This window comes from Rhodococcus sp. IEGM 1302 (assembly GCF_030056935.1).
GTDB classification, from domain to species: Bacteria; Actinomycetota; Actinomycetes; order Mycobacteriales; family Mycobacteriaceae; genus Rhodococcus_F; species Rhodococcus_F qingshengii.
In genome coordinates, this window is record NZ_JASHKY010000001.1 from 415,196 (window position 1) to 440,351 (window position 25,156).

Consider the following 25,156-nt stretch of genomic DNA (forward strand, 5'->3'; position numbering starts at 1 on the left):
TCCGATCTCGACTGTCCGGGAGCTACGCGGCGGCGTTGTGCGAGCTGCGGTGAGGTTCGCTACGGAAGCGTGATGCGCGGCCGTCCATCTTGCAGGCCTTCCACACCAGGCGCGAGGCACGGTTCATCAGGCCGGTGTCGGTGGCCAGCATGCGGACGTCACCGAAGTAGTTGCGCAGGGTCTGTCGCGACTCGGGCAGATCCCAGAACAGGTCCTTCTTCACGGACTTCGGGATGTCGAACTGCTTCCAGAAGGACTTCGGCGGGATGACGATGGCGTCACAGAGAATGCGCATGACGATCGGGAACAGCAGCGAGAGGACAAACCGGTTCGGGCGTGACATCAGCGGGATGCGGCGGCTCAGAAGCTTGTGCGCGAACGAGATATGACGCGCTTCCTCGGCTACGTGGATGGCCATGACCGACTGCATGATCGGGTGGATCTGGCCGCCGGCGCGCAGGATGCTCTTCTGAATGTGGTCGATGGGCTCTTCACCGGCGAGGACACCGACGAAGAACAGTTCGGGGAACGGACCCGCAGCGAGGGGGATGAAGGGTGCAAGCATCTTCATCGGACGGCTCATCCCGGGAGCGTCGGCACCGATGCGGTTGACCATCTCCTGGAACATCATCGTGTGGTTGCACTCTTCGACCGACTCGTGCGTGCAGTAGCGCGCCTCGGCCGAATCGTTGGGCAGTGAGAAGACGTACTGCATCATGCCGCGGATCAGGATGTTCTCGAATTGGAGACCGACCTTCGCGACATTGGCCTGGCGCCACATGCCGATTTCGATCTGCCTGGCCTCGGACTGCGACTGGTACCACGGGTGTGCGCCCAGCGGGTCAGTCTCGGCCGGGAGGATCCAGCGGCGATCGTTCGGGACGACGGCAAACTCGGGGGAGTCCCAGTCGATGTCGAGGTACGGGTCGAAGTGCTTGTGCACCGAGCCCTCGGACAGGAGTCGAAGCGTCTCGTTGTACGAGTCGTCGGATGCTTCTCCGCGCTTGTCGAGCGGCGATGTGAGCGTCATGGCGTCTCCTCTTCGTTTCGGTCACCGCTGGTATTTCTCGCGGTGTTCGGTGGAATCGAGGGCCGGTTGTGTGATCGCTGGCACTCGGTCTGGATTTAATGTAACCCGAGGTATCAGGAAAAGCTAGTGGCAGATACTCCTGAATCCCGACGAATTCTTGACACGGCCGAAACGGCGCCATAACTTACTTTTGAGTAATTTCCGCGGTGCGTCCGAAGTGGGCTGTTCAGGGACGGGTTCGCACCGAATCGCACGCGAAGATCGAACCGAGGCCGACGTGATCAGATCGATTCTCAGCAATCTTGCATTGAGACCGCCGACGCGTCTGCGCTCCCTTGTTCCGTCTCGCGGCGTCACGCTTTCCGACAAGACCATCGTCCTGACGGGAGCCTCGTCGGGGATCGGTGAGGCGACAGCTCATCTTTTGGCTCGTCGGGGAGCCGAGATGATCCTGGTCGCGCGCGGTGAGGAAAACCTCGAACACGTACGGGACGAGATTCACCGCAGGGGAGGATGGGCACACATCGTGCCTGCGGACCTCTCCCGCGGTGAAGCCGTTGACGAACTCGCGGAGACGATCGCGGATCGATTCGGGTCGGTCGACATCCTCGTCAACAATGCGGGTCGCTCGATCCGGCGTACCGCGTTGGATTCGGTCGACCGATTCCATGACTACGAGCGCACCATGGCGCTGAACTACTTCGGGCCGACAAGACTGACGTTGCGGCTACTGCCCGCGATGCTCGAGGCGAAGTCCGGACACATCATCAACGTCGGAACCTGGGGAGTCACTGCGGGCGTGATGCCGAGGTTCAGTGCCTATCACGCGTCGAAGTCTGCTCTCAGTGCATTCGGCCGAAGCCTCGGCGCGGAATGTCACGGCACCGGTGTCGATGTCACCACAGTGCAATTCCCACTCATACGAACACCGATGATCGCGCCGACGGCGGATTACGTGAGCCAGCCGGCGCTGACGGCCGATCAAGCTGCATCGTGGATCTTGAGGGCGATCAATACGCGTCCCGTCGAGCTGTATCCGCGGTACGCGGGGCTGTTACGAGCGATTGACGTTGTATCCCCTTCTGCCACTGACGCTCTCGTGCGAAGGGCTGGGATCTGAGGGGCTGGGATCTGACCAGAAACGTGCACCAGCACCGGGGCATGGTTCGTCCCCGGTGCTGATGTATTCGATTGTCGCGGTTCAGGCTGCTGTAGGTGGGCTGTTCCCGCCGATCGGCTGTTGATACGGATCGATCGACATCGGTGGATAGAACACCGATTTCCGATCCGGGCCGATCTCGACACGCCACTCGGTGTGATGCAGCGTCCGATGATGATGGCCACACAACAGAATCAGATTATCGAGATCTGTTGGGCCACCATCGTTCCAGTGAACAATATGATGAGCATCGCACCACCCCGACGGTGTCCCGCACCCCGGAAACGCACACCCACCATCACGAACCGCCAACGCCCGCCGCTGCGGAACCGTCGCCGTTCTCGCTTCCTTGCCGCAGTCGAGCGGAACACCATTCTCGTCCAACAAGATCCGCGTGATCGTGCAGTCGCACGCCAGCATCCGTGCGGTGTCGATACTGATCGGGCCCACCCAATCCGTCCACGCAAATCCCAACTCCTCAGTGGACGGCAACAGGTCTTTCAGAACTTTAAGGTCGGTCATGTCTTTCGCGGACGCGGTGACCGTGATGTGCGGTTTCACCCCGCCTTCGATCGGGCCCAACCCCGCCCGCTCGTACCGGCGCAACAACTCGCAAAACCCGTCCGCACGCCGTAATGCCGGAGTACGCGTGTCCTTCACGCCGTCCTTCTCCGGTGTCGGCGCAGACAGGCTCGACAACAACGTGATCAACCGGGCCCCGTTGATCGCATCCAGATCACCCTTCACAGTGACCCGCCCGTACAAGCCTTTCGAGGCGTAGAACTCGTTACGTTCGGAATCCTCGCCGACCGGGACGCCGTCCTCGCGCTTGCCGTACTGCTTCTCGATCCGCCGAATCGCCGCCCGCACCGCATCGCAATCCGCAATGTTCTTCGACGCCAACGACAACAAAATCCCGCGAGCCCTGTCCACATCCGCCAGGGTCATGTTCTTCGGCGGATGCTGACAAAACGACGCCACCTGCCGCGCCTTCAACGCATCCACGTCACCGCGATGAAACGCATCCGCGACAACAGGTTCGAGCATCAACAACCGCGCCAACCCGACCAGCAGACTGCACTCACCGATCTCCAGATTCGTCGAACCATGCAACCACTGCGCGATCGCCCGAAAACCCTTCCCGCCGAGAACCTCACGGGAAAACATCTCCACGATCAGCAACACCAACCGCGACTGCAACTCGTGCCGGACACGCACCAGATCCAGAACCTCCCCCTTGAGGCCCTCGCCATCCAGCTGCCACGCATCCCGACTGTCCATGCCGAAAGCATAATCGAACAGAGTTTCGAACACAAGAGAATGTGGATCGAAAATTGCTGCTATCAAATCGATTTCGACATTTCGGACAGTCGGTTATAGGCGGGTCGCCGACGAAGTCCACGTGCGCCGACGAGTGCGAGCGCCACCATCAACCCGGAGCACAACAGCATCACGGCAGTCTCGATGAACTGAAATTGCCAGTACCGGCTCTGTGGGTGATAGATCACGGCATAGTGATCGATTCCCTGTTCTCGAAGGCAGTTGTCGACCTCGAGGTCTTGCTGCTTGCGATCGGAATTGTCTGAGCCCCAGCACATTGTGTAATCGGCGTCGATCATGTTGCCATCCGTATCGGCGAAGCCGGCATCGATGACCCACCTCGAGTCGAGATTTTCATACGGCGACGGTGCATATTCCGCTGCACGTGCCAGTCCGTCGATGGGTTGCACTTCAGTGTCGGGGGCCAAGTAATGCTCGCGCATCGTCGCGCTCAGTGCGACGGGCACGATCAAGAACGCGAGAAGAGTCATGACCATCGCGAAGACGGTGTTGCGGATGAGCAATGCGGCTGCGCTGCCGGTAGTCATTGCTAAAAAGGTGTAGGCGCCGAAGACGATTCCCGTCGTCTGAAAATTGGGGAACTCCATCAAGGAAAACGAGGTGGCCTCATTTGTTGCCGCCTGTCCCCGGCCAAGCGTCTGAGTCCAGCCGAGCACCAGGCCCAGGACTGCCATCGCAAGGGTGATGGGAACGAAGACCACCAGGACCCGCAAGAAATACCATCGAACAAGGCTGGTGGACTCGAGAAAATCGAGGTTTTCGGGACCCTGCTCGAAGTCTCGGGCGAATGTGGTGACGCCGACCAGCATTCCTGAGGCGAACGGTAGTAGGAGTACGAGAAGCGTCGTCAAGGTGAGAGCGGTGTCGGCACGGCAACTGCCACCTCCGTCGTACCAGCGTGAGCAGATGTCGCCGAAGTCCCAACTCTCGCCCGAACGCTGAACGAACCAGCCTGAAAGTGCGGCTGTCAGGATCAGGAGGAATATCATCGCCAGTGACCATACGATCTGCCCTCGGCATTGCCGCCAGGTCGCGTAGATCATCGGCGAATGCAGCTCGGTGAAGTGTGGATGCGTTCCATGATGAAACGATACCGTTCATTCTGTAATGGGCCTGCCACGCGGAACCGCCAGATTTCGACATTTTGTGTAGGACTTAAGTACGAGTTCACCTATGAGTAAATCGTCTAATATCCTACTTAAGGTGGGATCTTTGAAATAAAGCGCAAAAACTGGCACATGTTCTAGGATTTTGTCTACGGTTACATCCACATCGTGATCGCTCGGCCCCAGATCCCGCAATACGGGCGACGGATAATAGTACCGACGACATGCGAATGTCCGTTGCGAAGGAGTGGGAAATGTTAGTTCCGTTCTTGCAGGCGATTCTGAATTTCGCCTACGGGTCAATCGATGCCGGTGGAGTCGTCATCGACGGACTCGTCGGAATCTCGAGCGAATAGGAGGATGTGAGATGAATTCATCTGATCTGGGTTCGGTTTCGGCGCTCTTGCCCATGATGCTGACTGCTTTCAAGTCCATCATCACAATGCCTTTCGCGCTCTCCGTGGACTTCGGCCTCGACGTCCCGTTCAATCCGTTCAAATAGATTAGGGAGGGCGAAAATGGGTTCCTTGGAAGATGTTTTTGGTCTTTTCACCGGGTCACTGTCAGCGATCCACGTCAGCTTCTTCGAGATGCTGACTGCATTGTCGAGCGACGGGTGGGTGCAGGGATGACCTTCCGATCCGGAAACTCGCAGCTTAAGGAGGTGAGTATCTGATGCTTTTTTCTTTCTTGAGTAATGCTCTGGGTTCGCTTCGAGATGTCAGCGGCTTGGCAGTGATGGGAAGCATGATGATTCCCTCGTTCAGCGCGGAATGACATTGCAATACGGGTCGCTTCGTCGATAGTCGACGCGGCGACCCGTATTTTCTTTTCGATATGGATTGTAAAAGCCGATACCCCGGACTTGCTCCGAGGTATCGGCCTGAGGTCAGAGGCAGAAGAAACTGAGCGAACTGATTGCCGCGTTCTGCTCGAGCTGGCCTGCGTCTCCGACGTTGCCGGCGGCGACTGACAGATCTTGAAGGGAGAGAATAGCGTCCATTGTCATTTCCTTTGTTGATCGGCGTTCTTGCCGATGGATTTGATCGATCGAGTTTGCTTGCGGTGTTGATTTAATTCCAGGTTTTTCGCCTGGTACTTCTGTGCTCCAATCTGCCGTGGGTGATAACTTCCGAACAATTAGGCGATGTGGCAGTTCGACGCGCACATCAGTGGAAACGACTGTCGGGCAGTTGCCGATCCGGTATATCGGAGCAACGCCAGTATTCCTGCAGATCCGGTTGCCCAGTCTGTCGAGAGTCTCAGGTTCTGTTCACCTGGAAAGTGCAGTCCTCCTGCGTGATTGAGGCTGTGCAAGCCCAGAAGCTGGAACTGCTGGGCAAGCGTCTGCTCACAATCGGCGCCGGCATATGGACTCTTGGAGAGTTCGCCGAGAAAGAGAATCAGCCCGGCTCGCCCGTTGAGTAGTCCGGCTTGGGCAGTGAATTCGACGGCGGCAGCGCGGGATATGGCAAGTAGCGCAGACGCGTAGCGCGGCTCGTCGACATGTCGAACAAGTTGAAGAAGTACCAGGCCCACGCCGACGGATCCCGATCCGAGGTACGGCATCGTGCGGCGCTCTTCTGTCAGCTGCATCGAACCGTCAGGGCACATCCGCATCACGGACAGATCGATGTCGACAAGCTGTCGCGCGTGTTCCAGCGATCGAGGATCACCGGTCCGTTCGTAGTGGCGAGTCCAGAACAGTGCTTGCCCGCTCGGCCCTCTCATCAAGCCGCCGCGACCCGTTGTCGCCCAGGATGTTCCGTCGGTGAAGTGGACGTGTGCGCGAGCAGCCGGAAGGCGATCCCGCAGAGTTTCGGTGACGAGAGCGAGAGTTGACGATGCCGCCGGACATGACTCCGATTCCTCGAGTAGAAGGCACCCGATTCCGGAAAGGCCGCCGAAGAGGCTGGAGTCGTGCTCGTCGAGTGGAGCTTTGCACAAAGTCTCTACCCATCTGTCGGCAGTCGAGTGTCGCCCTAGTTGCCGAAAGGTATGCACCGCACCCGCGAGCCCGTCGAAGAAGCCGAACTTTGGTTGAGTATCCGAATCAACTTGATGTTCAGTCCATTCCAGAACTGACTCCAAGGTGTCTGCGGGAAGTACATCGGCGAGCAGGTTTCCGCACGAGCCGTGAGCAATGCCGTAGCCGTTCACTTCGAACTGGGCGATGTCACCGGGAAAGAGTCGATCAGGGCGGGAGAGATCAAGCGAGGCGAGGATGCCGCAGCGCAATAGAGCGGCCGCCCGTTGCAGGTTTTCCCCGGGCGACGTGTCCCAACGATGCGGGCGATTCTCCGGTTCCGGCGCCTGTACGTCGAGCATCGAATAGAGCGAGGCACCGAAGGCACGAGGAAGATCGAATCGAGACACCGCATAGTCGATGAGTTCGGGAATCTTGTTGCAATCGAGAGGGAACAATGTAGTAAGTGGGACAAAGAGTCCCAGCTCGATGCATCCCAAAGAGTATCGATCCGCCGCGATTCCTGTCAACTGTCGAGGTGCTGTGTATCCGGGGGCTCCGGTGGACCGGGGCGGATGCTCGTCGATGTTGTGGGCCATCTCGAAGTCGATGATCCGAATACCGGACGGTGAGCACATGACGTTGCCAGGGTGAAGATCGGCATGAACGATTCCGGCGTTGTGGAAGCTCTCGACTGCGGTAGTCAACTGTTGTGCAATGTCGAGTGCCCAGGTTCTGTATTCCGTTCGGGAACTGAGTGTCTGGTCCGCGCGTATCAGTGGGTGGCGGAGCGCAACTTCCTGATTCAGGGGAGTGCCGGCGGCGCGCTCGGTGACAAGGAAGTGGTGTCCCTCGCGCTCGAACAACCTGATCGCAGAAGGTGTGTGCGGGTTGTCGGCAAGGTGAGTCAACTTGTCGTACTCGTTACGGATGCGGTCGATTGCGTACCGGCCGTTGGCGTCCGGGGCGGTAAAGGGACGGCCTTCTTTGATGACCAGATCGATGCCGGCGTCGTCGAACGCGGAGTAGATCCCCCCGCTGTTGCTGAAGTGCAGGGCTTCATTGATCGAATAGGGGAATTCGTCATGTGATTTCAGCTTGTCTTGCTGCGCGCGAACGAAGTCCGGGATTTGTACCCAGTCCGGAGTTCTGAAGGAAGTGCCGCGCACATCGGGTTCGAGCGATCCGTCAGGACGCCGAATTGCGGGGACGCGATCGCCGAATGAATCGTAGGTCTGCATGGGCAGATACGCGCCGTACCGTAAGTAGAGCGGTCCCCGGTTCCATCGCACATCGCTGAGGATGTACGGCCCGTCGGCACCGGTGACAAGCTTGTCCAGTTCGGTGATGACACGTTGTGTGGCAACACCATCCGCCGGATAGATCGTGATGAATTTTCCGCTGGAAGTTCGATTGGCCTGCTTGCTGTTGGACAACATCAGGTCTGCTGCCGTCCGAAGAAATTTGAACGGCACATGATTGTGACCGCAATACACGGAAACGGTATCGAGCAGCTCCTGCGCGTTGGCTTGGGTAGCGGAGCAGTGAATCTTCCATCCTTGTTCTGGCAGCAGACCGTCGGGCGGTTGGAAGTAGTTCCACGGTCCACTTTGGGGACCGCGCCGCCAGAGCGACCAATCCACCGACTTCGCGGGGATAAAGTGCTGGTCAGTTGATGTATCTGGTCGGGTGACCGTTCTGATTCGGTCGTAGAAATGCGGGTCGGCACGCGTGAAGGCAACGTATCGCAGGTCCACGCCAAACCTCCCGGTCAGTCCCCCTGCGGTTGTCATCGATTGGTGCCACGCCCCGAATCCCCTGTGGCTTGGATTGCTTGTGGCGGAAGGTTATCCGATTCCGGACATTTCGGGCGAAGATTGAAAACCTATCATTCGAAAGTACTAATGAAGGGTGTGGGCCAGGCGAGGTCACTGATCGCTTAGCTTTTAGTCGGCCGCATTTGTTTCGAGTTCGGAGGCCCCCTCTTGACGAGAGGATCAAGTCGGTGGTAGTTCTTTAGCGAGCGCTAAGTCAGGGTGCTCCCTCGATCTCGGTCCGGTACCCGGCGCCACGAAACTCGGGTGCCGGACCGCCCCAGCAATGCACGTCCTCGAAGGGAACGAAGATGACCAAGGCAGTGATCGTCGATGTAGTCCGGATCGCGTCCGGCAAGGGAAAGCCGGGCGGAGCACTGTCCGGGACGCACCCTGTCGAACTGATGGCCCACGTTCTGCGTTCCATCACCTCGCGAAACGGCCTCGACCCCGCCCTGGTGGACGACGTGATCGGCGGTTGCGTCGGCCAGGCCGGTGAGCAGGCGCTCAACATCACCCGCAGCGCGGTCCTGTCGGCAGGGTTCCCCGAGTCGGTACCCGCCACCACGATTGATCGCCAGTGCGGATCAAGTCAGCAAGCTGCGCACTTTGCGGCGCAGGGCGTGATCGCCGGGGCCTACGACATCGTGATCGCGGCAGGCGTCGAATCCATGAGTCGTGTCCCGATGGGTACCACGACGATGGGGAAGGACGCTTCCGGTCCGGGCGTCGCGGCTCGCTACCCCGAAGGCCTGGTCAACCAGGGAATCTCTGCAGAATTGATCGCCGCCAAGTGGAAGCTTGACCGCGACGCTCTCGACTCATTCTCCGCGCAGTCCCACCAGCGGGCAGCAGAGGCAGCGGCGAAGGGGCTCTTCGACAAGGAGATTCTGCCGATCTCGGTGACCAACGCCGCCGGTGAGACCGTCTCGCATATCGTCGACGAGACGGTTCGCGCGTCTACTACCGCCGAGGGACTCGCCGGTTTGAAGCCGTCGTTCTACTCGGAGAAGTACGCGCAGCGCTTCCCCGAGGCACAGTGGTCGATCACTCCCGGTAACTCGTCTCCGCTCACCGACGGCGCGTCCGCAGCACTGATCATGAGCGAAGAAATGGCGTCGAAGCTGGGGCTGACGCCGCGAGCACGCTTCCACTCCTTCTCGGTCGCGGGCGACGACCCGATCTTCATGCTCACCGCGCCCATCCCGGCCACCCACAAGGTGCTCGCTCGCGCCGGCCTGAGCATCGACGACATCGATACCTACGAGGTCAACGAGGCATTTGCTCCCGTACCGCTCGCCTGGGCTCACGAGTTCGGCGCCGACCCGGCAAAGCTCAACCCGTGGGGCGGCGCCATTGCCCTCGGACACGCCCTGGGGTCCTCGGGTACTCGACTGCTGACCACGATGGTCAACCACCTCGAGGCCACCGGCGGACGCTACGGATTGCAGACCATGTGCGAGGGCGCCGGCATGGCCAACGCCACCATCATCGAACGCATCTGAAACACATAACCTTTCGAAAGGAACTCTCATGATCGTCAACGACAGCGTCGCCGTCGTCACCGGTGGAGCATCCGGCCTCGGCCTGGCCACCACCAAAGCCCTTCTTGCCGACGGCGCCAGCGTCGTCATCATCGACCTTCCGTCGTCCAACGGTGAAGCCATCGCCAAGGAACTCGGCGACCGGGTCCGCTTCGCGGCGGCAGACGTCACCGACGAGGCTGCGGTCACCGCTGCACTCGATGTGGCCGAATCCCTCGGACCCCTGCGGGTGGCGGTCAACTGCGCCGGAATCGGCAACGCAGTCAAGACGGTCAGCAAGAAGGGCGCTTTCCCGCTCGACGCGTTCAAGAAGGTCATCGACGTCAATCTGATCGGCACCTTCAACGTCCTTCGTCTTGCTGCGGAACGTATTTCGAAGACCGAGCCGATCGACGGTGAACGCGGCGTCATCATCAACACCGCTTCGGTCGCAGCGTATGACGGCCAGATCGGGCAGGCTGCGTACTCCGCGTCGAAGGGCGGCGTCGTCGGTATGACGCTTCCCATCGCCCGTGACCTCGCGTCGCTGCTGATCCGCGTCAACACCATTGCACCCGGCTTGTTCAAGACCCCGTTGCTGGCTGGACTGCCCGAAGCAGCCCAGGCGTCGTTGGGTCAGCAGGTGCCTCACCCCTCTCGCCTGGGTGATCCCAGCGAGTACGGCGCGCTTGCTGCGCACATCGTTTCCAACCCCATGCTCAATGGTGAGACGATCCGCCTCGACGGTGCAATCCGTATGGCACCGCGGTAATTTCGGCTATCACATGACTGGCGAGGTGGAGTCGGTGAGCTCGGTGGCAGTGGACTGGAGGTCCTTCCCGCCGCTGGTGATGACCGACATCCTGATGGCTTCGCTCGAGCTTTTCGACGAGAATGGTTACCACGGCACGACGGTGCGCCAGATTGCCAATCGTGTCGGGGTAACCGTTCCCGCGCTCTACTATCACCACGCGAACAAAGAGGCAATTCTCGTCGCTTTGTTCGAGGTCTCGATGAGTGAGCTGAATACCAGAACCGAAGCGGCAGAAGCGGAGGCCGGCGAAAATCCGGTACGACGCTTCGCCTTGGTGGTGGAGGCGATAGTTCTCTATATGACCCACCGGTCGCGGCATGCTGCGTTGGACACCGAGATCCGGCATGTCTCACCGGAAAGTCGAAGTCGATACGCCGCCAGTCGTAAGCGGCTCGAGTTGCTGATGCGCAGGATCGTCGACGACGGTGTGGCATCGGGAGATTTCGCGGTCACCGATACCGAAGAGACCGTCCGGGCAATACTCGGTATGGCGCAGTCACTGCCGCGTTGGTTCCAGACCGGCGGTCCGATGTCGCCGTCGCAATTGGCGCAGAAGTACGTCGACATCGCTTTTCGCACGGTCGGTTATCGTCCGTAAAGTGCATTGCTCGCTAAATGAAGGTGGGCAACAGAGTGAAAACCTGTTGCCCACCTTCAGTATTCATGCTTCAGCATTCACTCCGTGTCAGAGGCGAGTGACTTCGAGTCCGCCCTCGTGGTAGTCGGCGCGAAGGCGTTTCTTGTCGAACTTGCCGACGCTCGTCTTCGGAACTTCCTGAACCACAGCCCAGTTCTCGGGGAGCTGCCACTTGGCTACCTTGTCCGAAAGATATTGCTGGAGTTCGGACATCGTGGTCTCGGATCCGGCGCGCAGAACAACCGCGACCAACGGGCGCTCGTCCCACTTCTCGTCCGGCACGCCGATGACGGCAGCTTCGGTGACGTCAGGGTGACCCATGACGGCGTTCTCGAGGTCGACCGATGAGATCCATTCGCCGCCGGACTTGATGATGTCCTTGGAGCGGTCGGACAGGCTCAGGAAGCCGTCGGCCGTGATGGATCCGACGTCGCCGGTCTTGAGCCAGCCGTCGTTGAACTTGTCTTCCGCATCGACGCCGTAGTACGACCCGGTGATCCAAGGGCCGCGCACTTCGAGTTCGCCGACGGAAACTCCGTCGTGTGCAACAACTTTGCCGTCGTCGTCGATGAGACGCGCCTCGACGGATGCCGGGAATCGACCCTGCGAGTAGCGGTACTTCCACATCGCGTCGCCGGTGACACCGGCCGGCGGGCGGGCGACGGATCCGAGTGGGGAGGTTTCGGTCATGCCCCAGGCGTGCAGGACGGAGACGTTGTGGTCGGCTTCGAATGCGTGCATGAGGGCCGGCGGTACCGCGGACCCACCGATCAGAACCTCGCGCATCGAGGAGATGTCCTGCGGGTTCTGCTCGAGGTAGAGGTGCAGGCCCTGCCAGATGGTGGGGACGGCTGCGGCGAACGTCGGCTTCTCGCTGGCGATGATCGCAGCCAACGGGGCAGGCTGGAGGAAGCGGTCGGGCATGATCAGCGAAGCACCGATCATGAATGCGGCGTAGGGAAGTCCCCACGACATGGCGTGGAACTGAGGCACCACGGCGAGTGCACGATCGCCCTGCGCGAGGTTGGGGCCGTCGCTCATGCAGACCTGCATGGAGTGCAGGTAGATCGAACGGTGGGAGTAGACGACGCCCTTGGGGTCACCCGTGGTGCCGGACGTGTAACACATTGCGGCAGCGCTCAGTTCGTCGACCTCGGGCCAGTCGAACTCGGTGGGCTGATCGGCGATCAAGCCCTCGTAGGTGTGAACCTGCACTCCCTCGGGAGCTTCGAGTCCTGCAGTGGAGGAGCCGGTGACGACGATGTGTTTGACGGTGGTCAGCGACGGAAGCTGCGGAGAGAGAAGCGGAATCAGGGACGGGTCGACGATGATCACGCGGTCCTCGGCGTGATTGGCGACATGGATCAACTGCTCGGGGAACAGACGAATGTTCAGGGTGTGGAGCACAGCGCCCATCGAGGGGATCGCCAGGTACGCCTCGAGGTGCTCGGAGTTGTTCCACATGAACGTGGCGACTCGCTCGTCGCCCTCGACGCCGAGCCCGCGCAGGGCGTGCGCGAGCTGAGCACAGCGCTTGCCGACGTCAGCGTAGGACACACGGCGCGGGCCGGACTCGGTCCACGTGACAACCTCGGAGGCGCCGTGAACGGAGGCACCGTGGCGGAGAAGTTGAGCAATGGAGAGGGGGGCGTCTTGCATGGTGCTCAGCATGGGCTGCTCCTGTGTGGTGTGTGAGACCGGTGCTTTTGCCCACGGGTCGTCACAAACGATGTGCTGTGGCTGCCAGATTAGTCACAGCCCCGAAGTGCTCGCTAGTGACCCACTGCACTGGCGAAGAACCACGCTATGAGTAGCGCTCCCGGATCGACTACTCCGCGAGCGGCTTCGCCCACATAACTTGCACGTCCGCGGTTCGCGAGCATGGTTTCGGTCGACTCCGCCCCGGCCGCTGCGGCTTCCGCTGCGCTCGCCAGCGCAGCATCTCGATCGGCTTCCGAGCTCACGGATTGCTCCAACGACTCGACCGCCGGAACTATCGCGTCGACCATCGTCTTGTCGCCGACGCGTGCGCCGCCGAGCGAGGTGATGTTGTCGAGTCCCGCTCGCGCTGCAGCCGCGATCGCGCCGAGGTCGAGTTCGGAGTCCGCCGAGTCTGCGGCAACGCGGAAGAAATGCCGGAACCAGATGCCGAACAATGCGCCGGAGGTGCCACCGGCGTGGCCGAGGTACGCCTGTGAGACTGCATCGAATATCGTTGCGGTGGAGTACGTGTCACGGATCGCCGAGATGTCGAGTTGATCCAGTGCGGCCACCATGTTGGTCCCGAAATCGCCGTCGCCCGCTCGTCGGTCGAGATCGGTCAGTGCCGGTTCCTGATCCAGTACCTTCTCGGCCCAGTCCGCAATCCAGCTTCCGACGAAGCTGCTTTCGGCGGTGCGTGAGGTGTCGGGTGTGAATGTGGGACCGAAAGATTCGCGCGTGCCCATGCCGGTGTACTCACGCGCTATAGCATTCGGCCAGGCGGGCGCTTTTGTTGGTGCGTCCCATAATTCGAGGATTTCTTTGTCTGTGCGAACAAGGGTGATGGACGCGCCTGCCATGTTCAATGCAGTGACGAAGGTTCCGATCAGTGTCCGCTCGATGTGAATTCCCTGTTCGTCCAGATAATCTCCGAGTTCGGCGAACAGAAGTTGCAACTCCAGCGGGTGGGTGGCGCCGAGACCGTTGACGACGGCGATGACGCGGTCGCCTTCGGCGAGACTCAGGGACTTGATGATCGGGTCCGTCAGCCGCCGCACCAATTCCGGTGCGGGCAGGGCGTCCACGCGTTCTGTGCCGCGTTCGCCGTGGATGCCGATACCGAGTTCCATCTGACCCGCCGGCAAGTCGAACGACGGCTCGTCAGCCCCCGGCAAAGTGCATGGGCGAAGGGCGACGGCCATGCTCCGAGCGGAGTGCGCGACGTGTTGTCCGATCCGGGTCACCTCGGCCAGGTCGTCGCCGCGGGCGGCGGATGCGCCGCAGACCTTCTCCACCACGATGGTTGCCGCAGTACCGCGTCGTCCCGGACCGCTGCCGTCTGCGCGTTCGGTCGCGACGTCGTCGTCGACCAGGACGACGTCCGTATCGATCTTGTCCTCGCGTAGCAACTCTCGGGCGATACCGAAGTTCATCACGTCGCCGGTGTAGTTCTTCACGATGTGAAGGACGCCGCCGCCGGCGTCGGCAGCCTTGGATCCCTCGTGGATCTGAAGTGCATTGGGTGAGCTGAAGACCAATCCGGGGCAGACGGCTGTGAGCATTCCTTCGCCGATGAATCCGGCGTGCATGGGTTCGTGGCCTGAACCGCCGCCGGAGACGAGCGCGACCCGTCCGCGGGGAAGTGGCCTTGCGCGTGTGAGGTACCCAGGGTCGGGATTCCACGCGATGTCGTCGGTGGATGCGATCAACCCACGGAGTGCGTCGGGAACAAATGTCTTTGCGCTGCGCATGAACATCACTTCAGAGTAGGTCTAACGTCGACTTCGGGCACGGATCACGATCGACGAGAGGTGGACGGCGTGAAATTGGGGTTGGTACTTGCCGGTGGCGGCGTTGCGGGAATCGCCTGGGAAACAGGTTTTCTGTTGGGCCTTCAGGACAAATCACCGGACACTGCCGCTGCGCTGCTGACGGCGGACGTGTTGATCGGCACTTCCGCAGGTTCCACGGTGAGCGCTCAGATAGCGAGCGGCGTGACACTGCAAGAACTTTTCGACGCACAAACAGCGGAGGCGACCGGCGAAATCGACCCGAAGGTCGATGTCGAGGTACTCGGTCAGATGTTCGTCGACGCGATCGCAGGATCGCAGGACCGGGCCGAGCAGCTCCGTTTTCTCGGCGAAGCAGCGATGAGAGCCGATACCGTCGAACCTGCCGTGCGTCGCGCGGTCATCGAGGCGAGGCTGCCCAATCGGTTGTGGCCCGACCGGGAGTTGCGCATCCCGGCGATCAACGCACAGACCGGTGAGTTGAGGGTGTTCGGCAACGCTGACGGCGTAGAACTGATCGACGCAGTCGGAGCAAGTTGCGCCGTACCAGGGGTGTGGCCGGTAGTCGTGATCGAGGGCGAGCGGTACATGGACGGCGGAATGGCGAGTGGCTCGAATGTTCATCTGGCTGCCGACTGCGATGTGGTCGTGGTTCTTTCACCCGCAGCCGACCCCGCCCCGAATCTTCTGGGCGGCAGTCTACGAGAGGAAATCGACGTGATGACGCCCTTGCCCGTGCTGCCTGTCTTCGCCGACGACGCCGTCGTCGAAGCGATCGGAACGAACTCGCTTTCACCGACAACCAGGCGCCCCGCAGCCGAACTCGGCCGCGAACAGGGCCGTCGAACCGCCGACGAGATCGCCGCGTTTCTGGTGACGGCATGAGCGCCGCACGGATTGCCGTCGTCGTGCGCCCGGAGCAATCTCCGGAAGATCTGGTTCGACATGCCAGGTATGCAGACGAAGTCGGTATCGACGAGGTCTGGTTGTGGGAAGACTGCTTCTTCGGCGGAGGAATAGCCACTGCTGCAACTGTATTGGCTGAGACCGATCGCGTGGGTGTGGCGATCGGTGTGCTGCCGACCCCGATGCGCAACACCGCGATCACGGCGATGGAGATTTCAGCGCTGGCCAGAGTTCATCCGGATCGACTACGGGTTGGCTTCGGTCACGGCGTTCAGAGTTGGATGCGGCAGATCGGGGCCAAAGCCGAATCGCCGTTGACCCTCCTGCGGGAGCAGTTCGGAGCAGTCGAGCGGCTACTGGGCGGTGAGTCGGTGACGGTGTCCGGTCGATACGTGAATCTCACGGACGTCACGCTGGCGTGGCCACCGGAGACGGTGCCGCAGTTGCTCGTCGGCGCCACGGGGCCAAAGACTTTGGCGCTCAGTGGCGAGTTGGCGCAGGGCACCGTGCTCTCGGGTGGGACGACCCCGGACGGCGTGCGTCGGGCGATCGCTCACATCGGGGCGTCGGATCACGAGGTCGTCGTCTACGTCATCTGTGCTTTCGGTTCCGGCGGTCGTGAGCGCGCCCTTGCCGAGGCCGCAGCGTCCGGTAGCGAGTCGCCGGAGGATGCGATTGCCGTGGGCAACGCGGCCGAAGTCGCGGCAGCAACACGGCGATGGGTTGCAGCAGGTGCAACCACCGTGGTACTCCAACCGACTGTTGACGAGCCGGATGTCCGCGAGTTCATTCGCTTTGTCGCGCAGGAGGTTCAACCCCTGGTGGCGTAGTTCAGAAGGTTACTCTGGACAGAACCGCGTCGATGTCGGCAGTGCTCACGTCGCGATGTGTCACGAACCGAACCTTCCCGGCAACGGTGACCGCGCCGACATCGACAGCGGCGAGCTGAGCAACGGTGACCGACGGATCGGCTGTCGCGGCCAGAACGATGTTGGTGGCAGGTTCGTCGACGGCCCAACCGCGTTCACGAAGCCCCGACGCGAGGCGCTGCGCGTTGTCGTGATCGTCGGAGAGGCGAGCTTGTGAGCGCAACGCGACGATGCCGGCTGCGGCCAGCACTCCGCCCTGACGAACGCCGCCGCCGAGCATCTTGCGGATCCTTCGGGCTTCGGTGATCAATTCGGGTGATGCGGCGAGTATCGAGCCGACCGGCGCACCGAGTCCCTTACTCAGGCACACCTGAACGGTATCGGCGCCGGAAGTCAATTCGGTGGGCGAAACATCGAGTGCAACAGCGGCATTCCAGAGACGGGCGCCGTCGAGGTGAATCTTCAAGCCGCGTGATCGCGCTGCGTCGACCAGCTTCGTCCATTCGGTCGGATTCATGACGGCACCGCCGGCGAAGTTATGAGTGTTCTCGAGACAGAGCAGCGTGGTGTTCAACGCGAAGTACGGGCCGGGGGAGCCCGCCGCCTTCACGACAGTCTCGGGGGTGGGACGTCCGGGTCCGCCGTCGTGCGGCAACGCCATCGGCATTCCCTGGGCGAGCCAGGCAGCGGTGCCCAATTCGGAGCCCAAGACGTGAGAGTGTTCCGGTGCCAGGAACTGATCGCCGCGGTGAAGGTGCAGCATCAGCGCAATCAGGTTGCCCATCGATCCGCTCGGCACCCACAGTGCCGCCGGTAAACCCAGAGTGTGCGCCACCTCTTCCTCGAGCGCCGCCATGGTCGGGTCGTGATCGAGGACGTCGTCACCGACCTCGGCGTCGGCCATCGCCTTCCGCATCTCCGCATCAGGCTTGGTGACGGTGTCCGAGCGTAGGTCGATGTACGACGAAGTCATGGCTCATTCGATCAAGCCGCGTGTTCCGGCGTCAAACCGCGGTATTTCCAGGACGGCTCTTCCGGCCTGATAAATCGATATCGCTGAGGATGCCTTCCGTGTGATGATGAGCGCCGGCAATCGCCGGTGACGAGAACAAGAAGTGGTAGGGGACAGGCATGCGCGACTGGAAGCAAGCGTTGCACCTGCGCGGGCTCTCACCCCGCGGTATTTCCCATCCCGCATTCGGGGAACAGAGCGGCGCTGGATATATGCCGTTCCCCATTTCTTGCATTTGCTCCTGACCCGTCTTCGTGTCCAGGAGTTTCACTCCTCGACACGAACTGAGAACTCTCATGCGGAACCCGAACCGCGCACTTGCTCACAGTTGGATGAACCGCCCCGTCCGGGTACTCAACGCCACGTACGAGTACCTCGGTGAAGTGAGCGCCGATCGTGCGGTCGTCCTGATCGCTACCGGCTCCGCGCAGTCCACCGAAGACGTGACCCCGATATTTCCGGTGCGCTCCAAGCACGTCGAAATCCCACTGCCGAGCACGATCCTGCTCGCCGAGTACGTGTACGTTGCTCACCGGGTGACGGTCACCGATTCCAGTCGGGCCACTTTTGCCGGTGTCTTCGACCGGGACGGTCGTCGATGTGCGTACTGCGCCGCCCGGGCAACGACCATCGACCATGTCCAGCCGCGGAGCCGTAACGGGCCCAACACGTGGGGAAATCTGGTGGCGTGCTGCAGTTCCTGCAATCAGCGCAAAGCGGATCGCACACCGGCCGAGGCCGGTATGCGGCTGCTGTGGGAGCCGAAGGCACCTCGGCGCATCGAGAAAGTGCAGCAGGAGATCTGGCGTCAATTGAGTCGGACGTGACGGTCGGAAGGAGTAAGTGATGTGCGCTGACGAAATCTCGAATCTAGCTGAGCTTCTGCCGATCTCGGACGACCGAACCTGGTGGCAGGCGGAATGTCGAGGAGACCCCGAGCCGGACCGCTGGTTTCCCTTTCCGTCCGAGGGATACGACTACGCGACCGACGTGTGCAACAGGTGCCCGATTGCGGAATCGTGTCGCGAATTCGCCTCTGCCACTGGCCAGACCGGAATCTGGGGAGGAGTGAAGTTCGAGCAGGGCAGGATCGTCGCGGCGTGAGGGATCAGATTCCCGGCTCCGCGGCGATCGTACCGGCCGATACCGCCCGGCACAGAGCGTCGTGGTCACGTTCGGTTTGATCGGCGTAGAGCCGAGCAAACCGGGTGAGGGCGGTGTCGACCGTGTCCGAGGTTCCCAGGTAACCGGAAATCAGTGACGCGCCGCTGGTTCGTGCATGCCCCTTGGCCAGTAGGCGACCGCAGATCGCGACATAGTCGGTCAAGGCCGCTGCATCGATATTGTTCAGGTCCACAGAACCTTTCATGTTCCGGAACTGACGGACGTAGTACTGGCGGTCGTCCACGGTGCACCACCCGAGCAGTGGATCGCTGACTGTCTGGAGAGCCTGCTGGTATTCCGCGACGCGTCGTCCTTGATGGTCGTGCCAGGCCGAGTCACCGTGCACGAAGGGTGCAACGACGGATCGGCGAGCCTGCTTGAGCTGCAAGAAGATGACGTCGTCCGGGATGCTCCCTTCGCACAGGGCCACATAGGCGCGCAGAGCGACACTCCCGACTCCGACAACCCGGTGCGCGACGTCGATGACGTTGTATCCCGAGACGACTCGGCGCCAGTGTGGTGCAAGGGTTTCGAGATACTCGTCCAGACCCTCCAGGAGGAAGTCGGTGTCCTGCGGCGTGAGTCGTGTTGTGAGCGGCGGGTTCTCGACCAACTGGCGCCGTCCGTGATCCTCGACGGTGAACCGCGGCACCGCATGGTCACTCGTACGCCGCCGGGCGCGCTCCGCGGCGCGCCTGATCTCGGCCAGCAACCCAGGATCGGTGACGTGGTCGGTGAGTCCGTCGAGATCGACCCGGTCGAAGGAGCGATCGAACAGCGGACGCTCGGAGAGCTTCGCCAAGTGGAGGCGATACGCGGACACACACGAGGTTGTTGCTGTTTCGCATTGAGCTTCGGTGAGACCGTTCTGTCGACCGGCCACCCAGATGCTCGCAGCTAGCCTTCGTAGATCCCATTCCCAGGGGCCGGGATGTGCTTCGTCGAAATCGTTGAGGTCTATGACAAGTTCGCGTTCCGGAGATCCGTAGAACCCGAAGTTTCCGACGTGCGCATCTCCACAGATGACGGGAGTGATGCCGGTGGACGGCAGCTGCGCCATGTCCTCCGCCATCAATCCGGCGGTACCGCGCAGGAATCCGTATGGCGAAGCGACCATTCGCCCCACACGGATCGGAACCAACCAGTCGAGTCTTCCCTCGTGTGCCGTGTTGACCTGATCGACCGGGTCACGTCGATCGGATGGGGGCGTCCAGTCGCCGAGCGACGATCGCGCCACTCGCTTGCGCAGGCCTTTCCCGATCTTGCGACGCTCACTGCGCGGCGTCTGACGCGCCCGCAAAGTCGCCCTGCCGTCCGGTTCGTTCTCGAGAGCCAGCTGACCGGCAGGCCTGTTCAGCGGGTCCATGTCGGGCTCTCTTTCGTCGGGCGTGCGAAACTCGCGCTCGATCTTATGCCCGCCGGATTGTGCGCCGCGCGACGAGTTCCTTAACTACCCGCCTGGGCAATCAACTCGACAGCGCGGTCGGCGCACAGTTCAGGATCCGGCATTCTCCCGATACCGAGGCATTCGACAACGGCGAACGACGCATCCGGTGTGGTTTCCACGCCGAGCGCCCACCCGAAGTAGTGATTCCAGGCGAGTACGGCTCGGTGGCCACTGTGCTGCGGAATCTCGCTGCCCAGAACGAGTACTGCGTCGAACGCGGGGCCGTCGCACCAGATGACCGATTCGGCGAAGGTGGAGCTGGCGACGGCGACTACGTACCTGTGACAAGTCGATTCACTCGGAATGGCGATGTGTGCACGCATGGTCGCTCCTCCGGCTCGGTTGCGATCGGAGGGTTCCCCGTTGCCGGCGCCGAAAAAGCGCTTGTCAGATTACGTCCCGGCCACAGATCTACGACGCAGACGGTGCCTGAGATGTTTTTGTGCTGCCCGCGCGACCGAGCGAGTCGAGAGATACTGTTCGGCCGGTATCAACCGGGAACCGAACAAGTAGAACCTTCGGGCTTCGTCGTGGTCGTGGGTGGCCGCGGAGATGAGCAGACGTTCGATCGCGGTGAACTTTCGCCCGCCGGCGTAACCGCTCATGTAGTCGATGTGATTCGTCATACTCGCTCTGGCGCTACGGTATTCGGTCAATGCAGCGTTCACGTTCCGATGTGAGTCGAGTGTGTCTGCCGGCGTCTCCGTCAGCATGTGCGCGGTCGCATCGACCAGCATCTGAGCGGTCTCGAGTGCCCACGCGCATCCGATACCCCACAACGGGTCGTTGGTTGCCGCAGCGTCGCCGATGAGTGCGAACCCGTTACCTACGGGTTCGGTGAGGGTTGTGGAGAAGTGTTTGGTACCAACGATCTTCCCGACGATGTGCTCTCGCCGAACAAGTGGAGCGCCGGGTAATGCGTTGGCGTACTCGAGGAAAGCAGTAGACAGGTCGTCAGCGAACGAGCCGAGCTTGTCGAGGGCAGGGAAGACGACCAGCACGCTGATTCCGCCGTCGTTGGGGAGCAGGTAGGCGACGTCGGGATCCATGAACCACGACAATGACGTTTCTCCGTCGGGTCGTTCGAGTCCCGAGAGTTGGGCGAAGTAGCTGAAGCGCCCGTTGGACGCGCTCACGGAGTCGCAACGCGCGGATCGTGCGACGGTCGAATCCTTGCCGTCTGCTCCGACGGTCAATCGTGCTTCGACAGTGAAGGCCGAACCCTGTTCGGTGCCGTAGACGCCTGCAGTAGTGCCGTTCTCGGTCAGCAGTCCGGAAACGCGATACCCGAGAAGAAGGTCGACGTTCGGGTAGTCGTTCGCTAGTTGGCGCAGTAGGGGGTCGAGAGTTTCCCTTCGGACGTTGAACCCAGGTGGCGGTGAGTTCTCTGCCGCGTCAGGGGTGATCACTCCCCAAGGGGTCCAGAATGTCGGAACGGTTTCCACCATTCCCAGGGCGAGCAGTTTTTCCGTGGCGCCGAGTCGTTGCAAGATCGGGGCACCGCACGGTTGCAGGTGGTGAGTGCACAGGACTTTGTGCGCCCGGATGTCGGAGCGAGCGTCGAGAAGCGCTATCCGCAGACCTTGCTGGGCGTACATGATGGCGGCCGCGCATCCCGCGATGCTCGCGCCGACAATCACAACGTCATACTTTTCCCGTGCCTTCGAAGTCACTCGATCAGCTTAATGCATAAGGTTATAACTTAAATATGACTGGATTCAGTCATCGTGTTCGGGCGTTAAGTCCCGAACTGCGGCCCGGATGGACTGTTCACGAAGCTCGTTCTCTCTGCGCAGTTCACGACGCCGTCGCCCGGCCTCGAATCGCTGCCTGGCGATTTTTCCGGTCGGCCGGAGTTGGGGTACCTCAGCCGGTTTCCCGTCGCTTCCCATCGCCACCATCGTGAAATAGCAACTATTGGTGTGGCGAGATTTTCCGAGAAGAATGTCTTCGGTTTCGACTCGAATTCCGATTTCCATCGAGGTGCGCCCGGTGTAATTGACGGAAGCGCTGAACGTGACGAGTTCGCCGACATGCACCGGCTCGCGGAACACCACACGATCCACCGACAGAGTCACGACGTAGGTCTGGGCATATCGACTCGCGCACGCATAGGCAACCTGGTCGAGAAACTTCAGAATCGTTCCGCCGTGCACGTTGCCCGAGAAGTTTGACATGTCCGGCGTCATGAGGACGGACATGGACAAGGTTTGTTTCGATGCTTGCTGCGATGCTTGTTTCAATTCAGGTAGGGAGTTCGATTCAGACATCAAGCGGGCCTCTTCGGTTCGGTGGACGGTGAAGAGACCGTATCCGGCAAAGAGGGTTACCCGCGCGTTCGGAAGAGCGCGGTGTCAGAGTTCGGGACAGTGCCAACGTGGAGGATGTATTCGCTGGTGGCGACGGGGCCGGCCGCGCTCGACCTGAGATAGGGCTCGAGCGTCGAGCGGAGGTGCGCTGACATCGAAGCCCAATTCCCTGTGCTTCGAACGGCCTCGCGAAAGTTCTTCAACGCCGGTGCCTGGTCGCACAGTTCCTCGACGGGATCCGATCCGGCTGGTAGTTGCCACTCGAGCAGGTGGGAGGCCGAGCTCACCGACTCCAATCCGGCTGCTGCCTTCTCGAATTCGCTCGAGCTCGACCATGTCGTCGGTAGTGGTGTGATGCCATTCCACGCCGAGGCGGCCTCCCGGCGGAGTGCTGCTGCCCACCCGTTCTCCGACCACGTTGCGACGCAGATCTTTCCGCCTGGCCGGGTCACCCGCATCATCTCTGCGAGGGCGATCGCAGGGTTGGGACAGAAGATGATCCCGAAGATGCTGACACAGGCGTCGGCGCTCGAATCCGACCACGGCAGAGACTGTGCATCGCCGATCGTGAAAGTGGGTTCGGTAGTTCCGGGGCGAGGAATCCAGCGTTCGCGCGCGACCTCCAGCTGGCTGGCGGAGAGGTCGAGTGCGTGGACCGCGATCCCGGACTGGGCCGCCGGGAGCGTAAAGTTCCCCGTTCCGGCGCAGACGTCGTACGCCGTGCTCACGTGCCCGATCGAGCGCAGCGCCTCTGTCGATGCAGGTGAGAGTTGTTCGGCAAGAGGGGAATATGCCGCACCGTTCCAGTTTCCCCGATTCACGACAAGCTCCTTTCGACTGCGTCGATGACCGTATCGAGCGCTGCGCCTGCCGCACGCGCTGCTTCGCCGGGGTTGCGTTCCTCGATGGCAGCGATCAAGGGTCGGTGCTCGTCGACGTGGAAACCTGGACCGACACTGACGGCGGACAGCGAATCCGTCACGGCGGCAAGGACTCCCCGGTAGACGTCGATCAGTGCGGAATTGTGGGACGCCTCGACGATCGAAAGGTGCAAGGCCATGCCGGCTTCGACAGTGAAGCCGCCGACGTGACCGGGGTGGGCATTCCAGGCTGCATGTATCCGCGCGAGATCTTCGGGGGTGTGGCGCTGCGCTGCAAGTCGCGCGGCTTCGACCTCGAGTCCGCGTCGCAGGCTCAGTACGTCGAGAACGTCACCTCTGGCGAGCCTGCGCCCGAGTAGTCCTTCGACCGGCGACGCCGCCATGACGTACACGCCGCCACCGTGACGAACGGACAGAACTCCGGCGTGTGCAAGCGCCCGTACCGCTTCGCGCATGGTGTTTCGGGCGACTCCCAATTCCTCGACCAATGCGGTCTCCGGCGGGAGTTTTGATCCGACGGGCCATCGGCCGGTCGATATCGCCTCCTCGATCGCCGCAGCGACGATGTCTACCTTGCGTCCGGAGTCGGACATGTGTGCCACCTCGGGTAAGTGAGTCAATGACTTTGCCCGAGGTTAGTGTGCTCTCACGAGTGAGTCAATGACTTGGGAATTATCCGCGTACGTCCAGGCTGCGGGCGTAGTGCTCCTTGAAGACCTCGAGATGCGCCCACGATTCCAAGCCGCTGACACCGTCGATGCCCCGGATTCGCTCGGACAGGGCATGGAGGTCGTTGGACGAGTTGGCGGCGACCGTCGCGATCACGTCGTATCGTCCGAGGGTCCGGGCGAGGAATTCGATTCCGGGCAGCGACTCGATCTCCGATACCGCGTTGTCGTCCCGTGAGCCCAGATTGACGCCGATGCCCATCGCCAGCGTTCGGCCACCACCTCGCCGCTTGACGACAGCGCCGACGCGCAGTGCCGTGCTCGCGATCAGATGATTGACCCGGTTGCGCACGGCGCTCGGCGACAGTCCGGTGTGTTCGGCCAGTTCGAGAAAGGGCATTCGCCCGTTGCGCTCGAGCAGTTCGATCAACGCGACATCTGTCGAGTCGAGTCGGATATCGGCTTGTAAAGCGGTCTCGGGCATGAAGATTCCCTTGATGACGTCGACGTAGACCAGCGTGCTCACGGATCGAACGCCACGTTGTGAGCGGAGTTCGGCGATGGCACGGTACAGATCGTCGTGACTGGGCACCCGAAGTTCCGCAATCACGTTGTACTGCCCGCTGACTGCCGAGATGTAGACGGCGGCCTCGGATGCGATCAACGCGTCCAGCACCGGGGTCATCGGTCCGGACACCGCGATCGAGACGTGTGCAAGCGCCTTCAGCCCGAGAAGTTCGGGGTGCGCGACGGCCACTACGGACACCGTTCCCGAGTCGAGTAGCGCCTGCACTCTGGTGGACACCGCCGCTCGTGGGGCGTCGACCGCCACGGACAGTTCGCGGTACGTCGCTCGCCCGTTGCGCTGAAGTGCGGCAATGAGCTTGGAATCGAGATCGACCGTCATGGTTGCCCCAACTTTTCCAGAGATTTTTCTGTATGAGCTTCCTATTAGAACAGTCGCATGTGGCCATGGATGATGTGGATAAGTGCAGAAATGCTCGAAAACTCATACAAAA

At 61.3% G+C, this 25,156-nt stretch carries 23 protein-coding genes; 9 read left to right on the forward strand and 14 right to left on the reverse strand.

All coding sequences use genetic code 11. The annotated features are described in order from the left end of the window. Positions 1 to 22 precede the first annotated feature (22 nt). On the reverse strand, positions 23 to 1,030 hold the full coding sequence (locus QM609_RS01950; RefSeq protein WP_003943163.1) for an AurF N-oxygenase family protein: 1,008 nt from the start codon (positions 1,028 to 1,030) through the stop codon (positions 23 to 25). A 277-nt stretch (positions 1,031 to 1,307) separates the two neighbouring features. On the opposite strand from QM609_RS01950, the gene QM609_RS01955 reads away from it, so the two are divergent. Further along, complete coding sequence (locus tag QM609_RS01955) at positions 1,308 to 2,150, forward strand: SDR family oxidoreductase (RefSeq protein WP_074447109.1); 843 nt, start codon at positions 1,308 to 1,310, stop codon at positions 2,148 to 2,150. Between the two features lie 81 nt (positions 2,151 to 2,231). On the opposite strand, the gene QM609_RS01960 is transcribed toward QM609_RS01955, so the two are convergent. Then, the gene (locus tag QM609_RS01960; RefSeq protein WP_076948644.1) at positions 2,232 to 3,470 is read right to left on the reverse strand and encodes an HNH endonuclease signature motif containing protein; all 1,239 of its coding nucleotides are present in this window, start codon (positions 3,468 to 3,470) and stop codon (positions 2,232 to 2,234) included. A gap of 62 nt (positions 3,471 to 3,532) precedes the next feature. Then, a complete protein-coding gene (locus tag QM609_RS01965; RefSeq protein ID WP_050657001.1) occupies positions 3,533 to 4,519 on the reverse strand; it encodes an ABC-2 membrane transporter-related protein in 987 nt (328 codons plus the stop codon). Between the two features lie 484 nt (positions 4,520 to 5,003). Between QM609_RS01965 and QM609_RS01970 the strand changes: the two genes are divergently transcribed. After that, entirely contained in the window at positions 5,004 to 5,138 is a 135-nt protein-coding gene (locus tag QM609_RS01970) for a hypothetical protein (RefSeq protein WP_256082940.1), read from the forward strand. 638 nt (positions 5,139 to 5,776) lie between these two features. Here the strand turns inward: QM609_RS01970 and lanKC are convergent. Then, positions 5,777 to 8,359 (reverse strand): class III lanthionine synthetase LanKC, encoded by a 2,583-nt coding sequence (gene lanKC / locus QM609_RS01975; RefSeq protein WP_050657000.1) that lies wholly within the window; start codon positions 8,357 to 8,359, stop codon positions 5,777 to 5,779. A 368-nt stretch (positions 8,360 to 8,727) separates the two neighbouring features. Between lanKC and QM609_RS01980 the strand changes: the two genes are divergently transcribed. Genes QM609_RS01980 through QM609_RS01990 form a run of 3 tightly spaced genes read left to right on the forward strand, consistent with a single transcriptional unit; the run spans position 8,728 to position 11,351 of the window. Beyond that, on the forward strand, positions 8,728 to 9,921 hold the full coding sequence (locus QM609_RS01980; RefSeq protein ID WP_050656999.1) for a thiolase family protein: 1,194 nt from the start codon (positions 8,728 to 8,730) through the stop codon (positions 9,919 to 9,921). 28 nt (positions 9,922 to 9,949) lie between these two features. After that, positions 9,950 to 10,711, forward strand: coding sequence for a 3-hydroxyacyl-CoA dehydrogenase (locus QM609_RS01985; protein WP_003942978.1), 762 nt, complete (start codon positions 9,950 to 9,952; stop codon positions 10,709 to 10,711). 13 nt (positions 10,712 to 10,724) lie between these two features. Then, positions 10,725 to 11,351, forward strand: coding sequence for a TetR/AcrR family transcriptional regulator (locus tag QM609_RS01990; RefSeq protein WP_050656998.1), 627 nt, complete (start codon positions 10,725 to 10,727; stop codon positions 11,349 to 11,351). Between the two features lie 87 nt (positions 11,352 to 11,438). Here QM609_RS01990 and QM609_RS01995 read toward each other — a convergent pair whose 3' ends face one another. Both QM609_RS01995 and QM609_RS02000 read right to left on the reverse strand, forming a co-directional pair. Continuing rightward, entirely contained in the window at positions 11,439 to 13,061 is a 1,623-nt protein-coding gene (locus QM609_RS01995) for a long-chain fatty acid--CoA ligase (protein ID WP_003943212.1), read from the reverse strand. Positions 13,062 to 13,162: 101 nt separating this feature from the next. After that, positions 13,163 to 14,848: a dihydroxyacetone kinase family protein gene (locus tag QM609_RS02000; protein ID WP_039973156.1), complete on the reverse strand. Its 1,686-nt coding sequence runs from the start codon at positions 14,846 to 14,848 to the stop codon at positions 13,163 to 13,165. A 54-nt stretch (positions 14,849 to 14,902) separates the two neighbouring features. On the opposite strand from QM609_RS02000, the gene QM609_RS02005 reads away from it, so the two are divergent. Together QM609_RS02005 and QM609_RS02010 are read left to right on the forward strand one after the other, a co-directional pair. Next, positions 14,903 to 15,766 carry a patatin-like phospholipase family protein gene (locus tag QM609_RS02005; protein ID WP_030536135.1) on the forward strand — a complete coding sequence of 288 codons (864 nt, stop codon included), beginning with the start codon at positions 14,903 to 14,905 and terminating at the stop codon, positions 15,764 to 15,766. Beyond that, on the forward strand, positions 15,763 to 16,617 hold the full coding sequence (locus QM609_RS02010) for an LLM class flavin-dependent oxidoreductase (RefSeq protein ID WP_030536134.1): 855 nt from the start codon (positions 15,763 to 15,765) through the stop codon (positions 16,615 to 16,617). Before QM609_RS02005 ends, QM609_RS02010 begins: the two co-directional genes overlap by 4 nt. Before the next feature lies 1 nt (position 16,618). Here the strand turns inward: QM609_RS02010 and QM609_RS02015 are convergent, their stop codons facing one another. After that, the gene (locus QM609_RS02015) at positions 16,619 to 17,629 is read right to left on the reverse strand and encodes a threonine aldolase family protein (protein ID WP_007730456.1); all 1,011 of its coding nucleotides are present in this window, start codon (positions 17,627 to 17,629) and stop codon (positions 16,619 to 16,621) included. Positions 17,630 to 17,964: 335 nt separating this feature from the next. Here QM609_RS02015 and QM609_RS02020 point away from each other — a divergent pair, with 335 nt between their 5' ends. Then, a complete protein-coding gene (locus tag QM609_RS02020; protein WP_102999525.1) occupies positions 17,965 to 18,495 on the forward strand; it encodes an HNH endonuclease in 531 nt (176 codons plus the stop codon). A gap of 19 nt (positions 18,496 to 18,514) precedes the next feature. Next, complete coding sequence (locus tag QM609_RS02025; protein ID WP_003943196.1) at positions 18,515 to 18,772, forward strand: WhiB family transcriptional regulator; 258 nt, start codon at positions 18,515 to 18,517, stop codon at positions 18,770 to 18,772. A gap of 4 nt (positions 18,773 to 18,776) precedes the next feature. Here the strand turns inward: QM609_RS02025 and QM609_RS02030 are convergent, their stop codons facing one another. The 7 genes from QM609_RS02030 to QM609_RS02060 all read right to left on the reverse strand — a co-directional run bounded on the left by QM609_RS02030 (position 18,777) and on the right by QM609_RS02060 (position 25,044). Beyond that, positions 18,777 to 20,198, reverse strand: a complete 1,422-nt coding sequence (locus QM609_RS02030) for a DUF2252 domain-containing protein (RefSeq protein WP_030536132.1) — start codon at positions 20,196 to 20,198, stop codon at positions 18,777 to 18,779. 80 nt (positions 20,199 to 20,278) lie between these two features. After that, on the reverse strand, positions 20,279 to 20,602 hold the full coding sequence (locus QM609_RS02035) for a DUF6292 family protein (RefSeq protein ID WP_003942947.1): 324 nt from the start codon (positions 20,600 to 20,602) through the stop codon (positions 20,279 to 20,281). Between the two features lie 69 nt (positions 20,603 to 20,671). After that, a complete protein-coding gene (locus tag QM609_RS02040) occupies positions 20,672 to 21,952 on the reverse strand; it encodes an NAD(P)/FAD-dependent oxidoreductase (protein ID WP_228232288.1) in 1,281 nt (426 codons plus the stop codon). Positions 21,953 to 21,997: 45 nt separating this feature from the next. Further along, a complete protein-coding gene (locus QM609_RS02045; RefSeq protein WP_050656995.1) occupies positions 21,998 to 22,549 on the reverse strand; it encodes an acyl-CoA thioesterase in 552 nt (183 codons plus the stop codon). Between the two features lie 56 nt (positions 22,550 to 22,605). Continuing rightward, positions 22,606 to 23,409, reverse strand: a complete 804-nt coding sequence (locus QM609_RS02050) for a class I SAM-dependent methyltransferase (protein ID WP_050656994.1) — start codon at positions 23,407 to 23,409, stop codon at positions 22,606 to 22,608. Continuing rightward, a complete protein-coding gene (locus QM609_RS02055; protein WP_050656993.1) occupies positions 23,406 to 24,062 on the reverse strand; it encodes a FadR/GntR family transcriptional regulator in 657 nt (218 codons plus the stop codon). Before QM609_RS02055 ends, QM609_RS02050 begins: the two co-directional genes overlap by 4 nt. A 79-nt stretch (positions 24,063 to 24,141) precedes the next feature. Next, the gene (locus tag QM609_RS02060) at positions 24,142 to 25,044 is read right to left on the reverse strand and encodes an Lrp/AsnC family transcriptional regulator (RefSeq protein ID WP_042921480.1); all 903 of its coding nucleotides are present in this window, start codon (positions 25,042 to 25,044) and stop codon (positions 24,142 to 24,144) included. Positions 25,045 to 25,156: the final 112 nt, after the last annotated feature.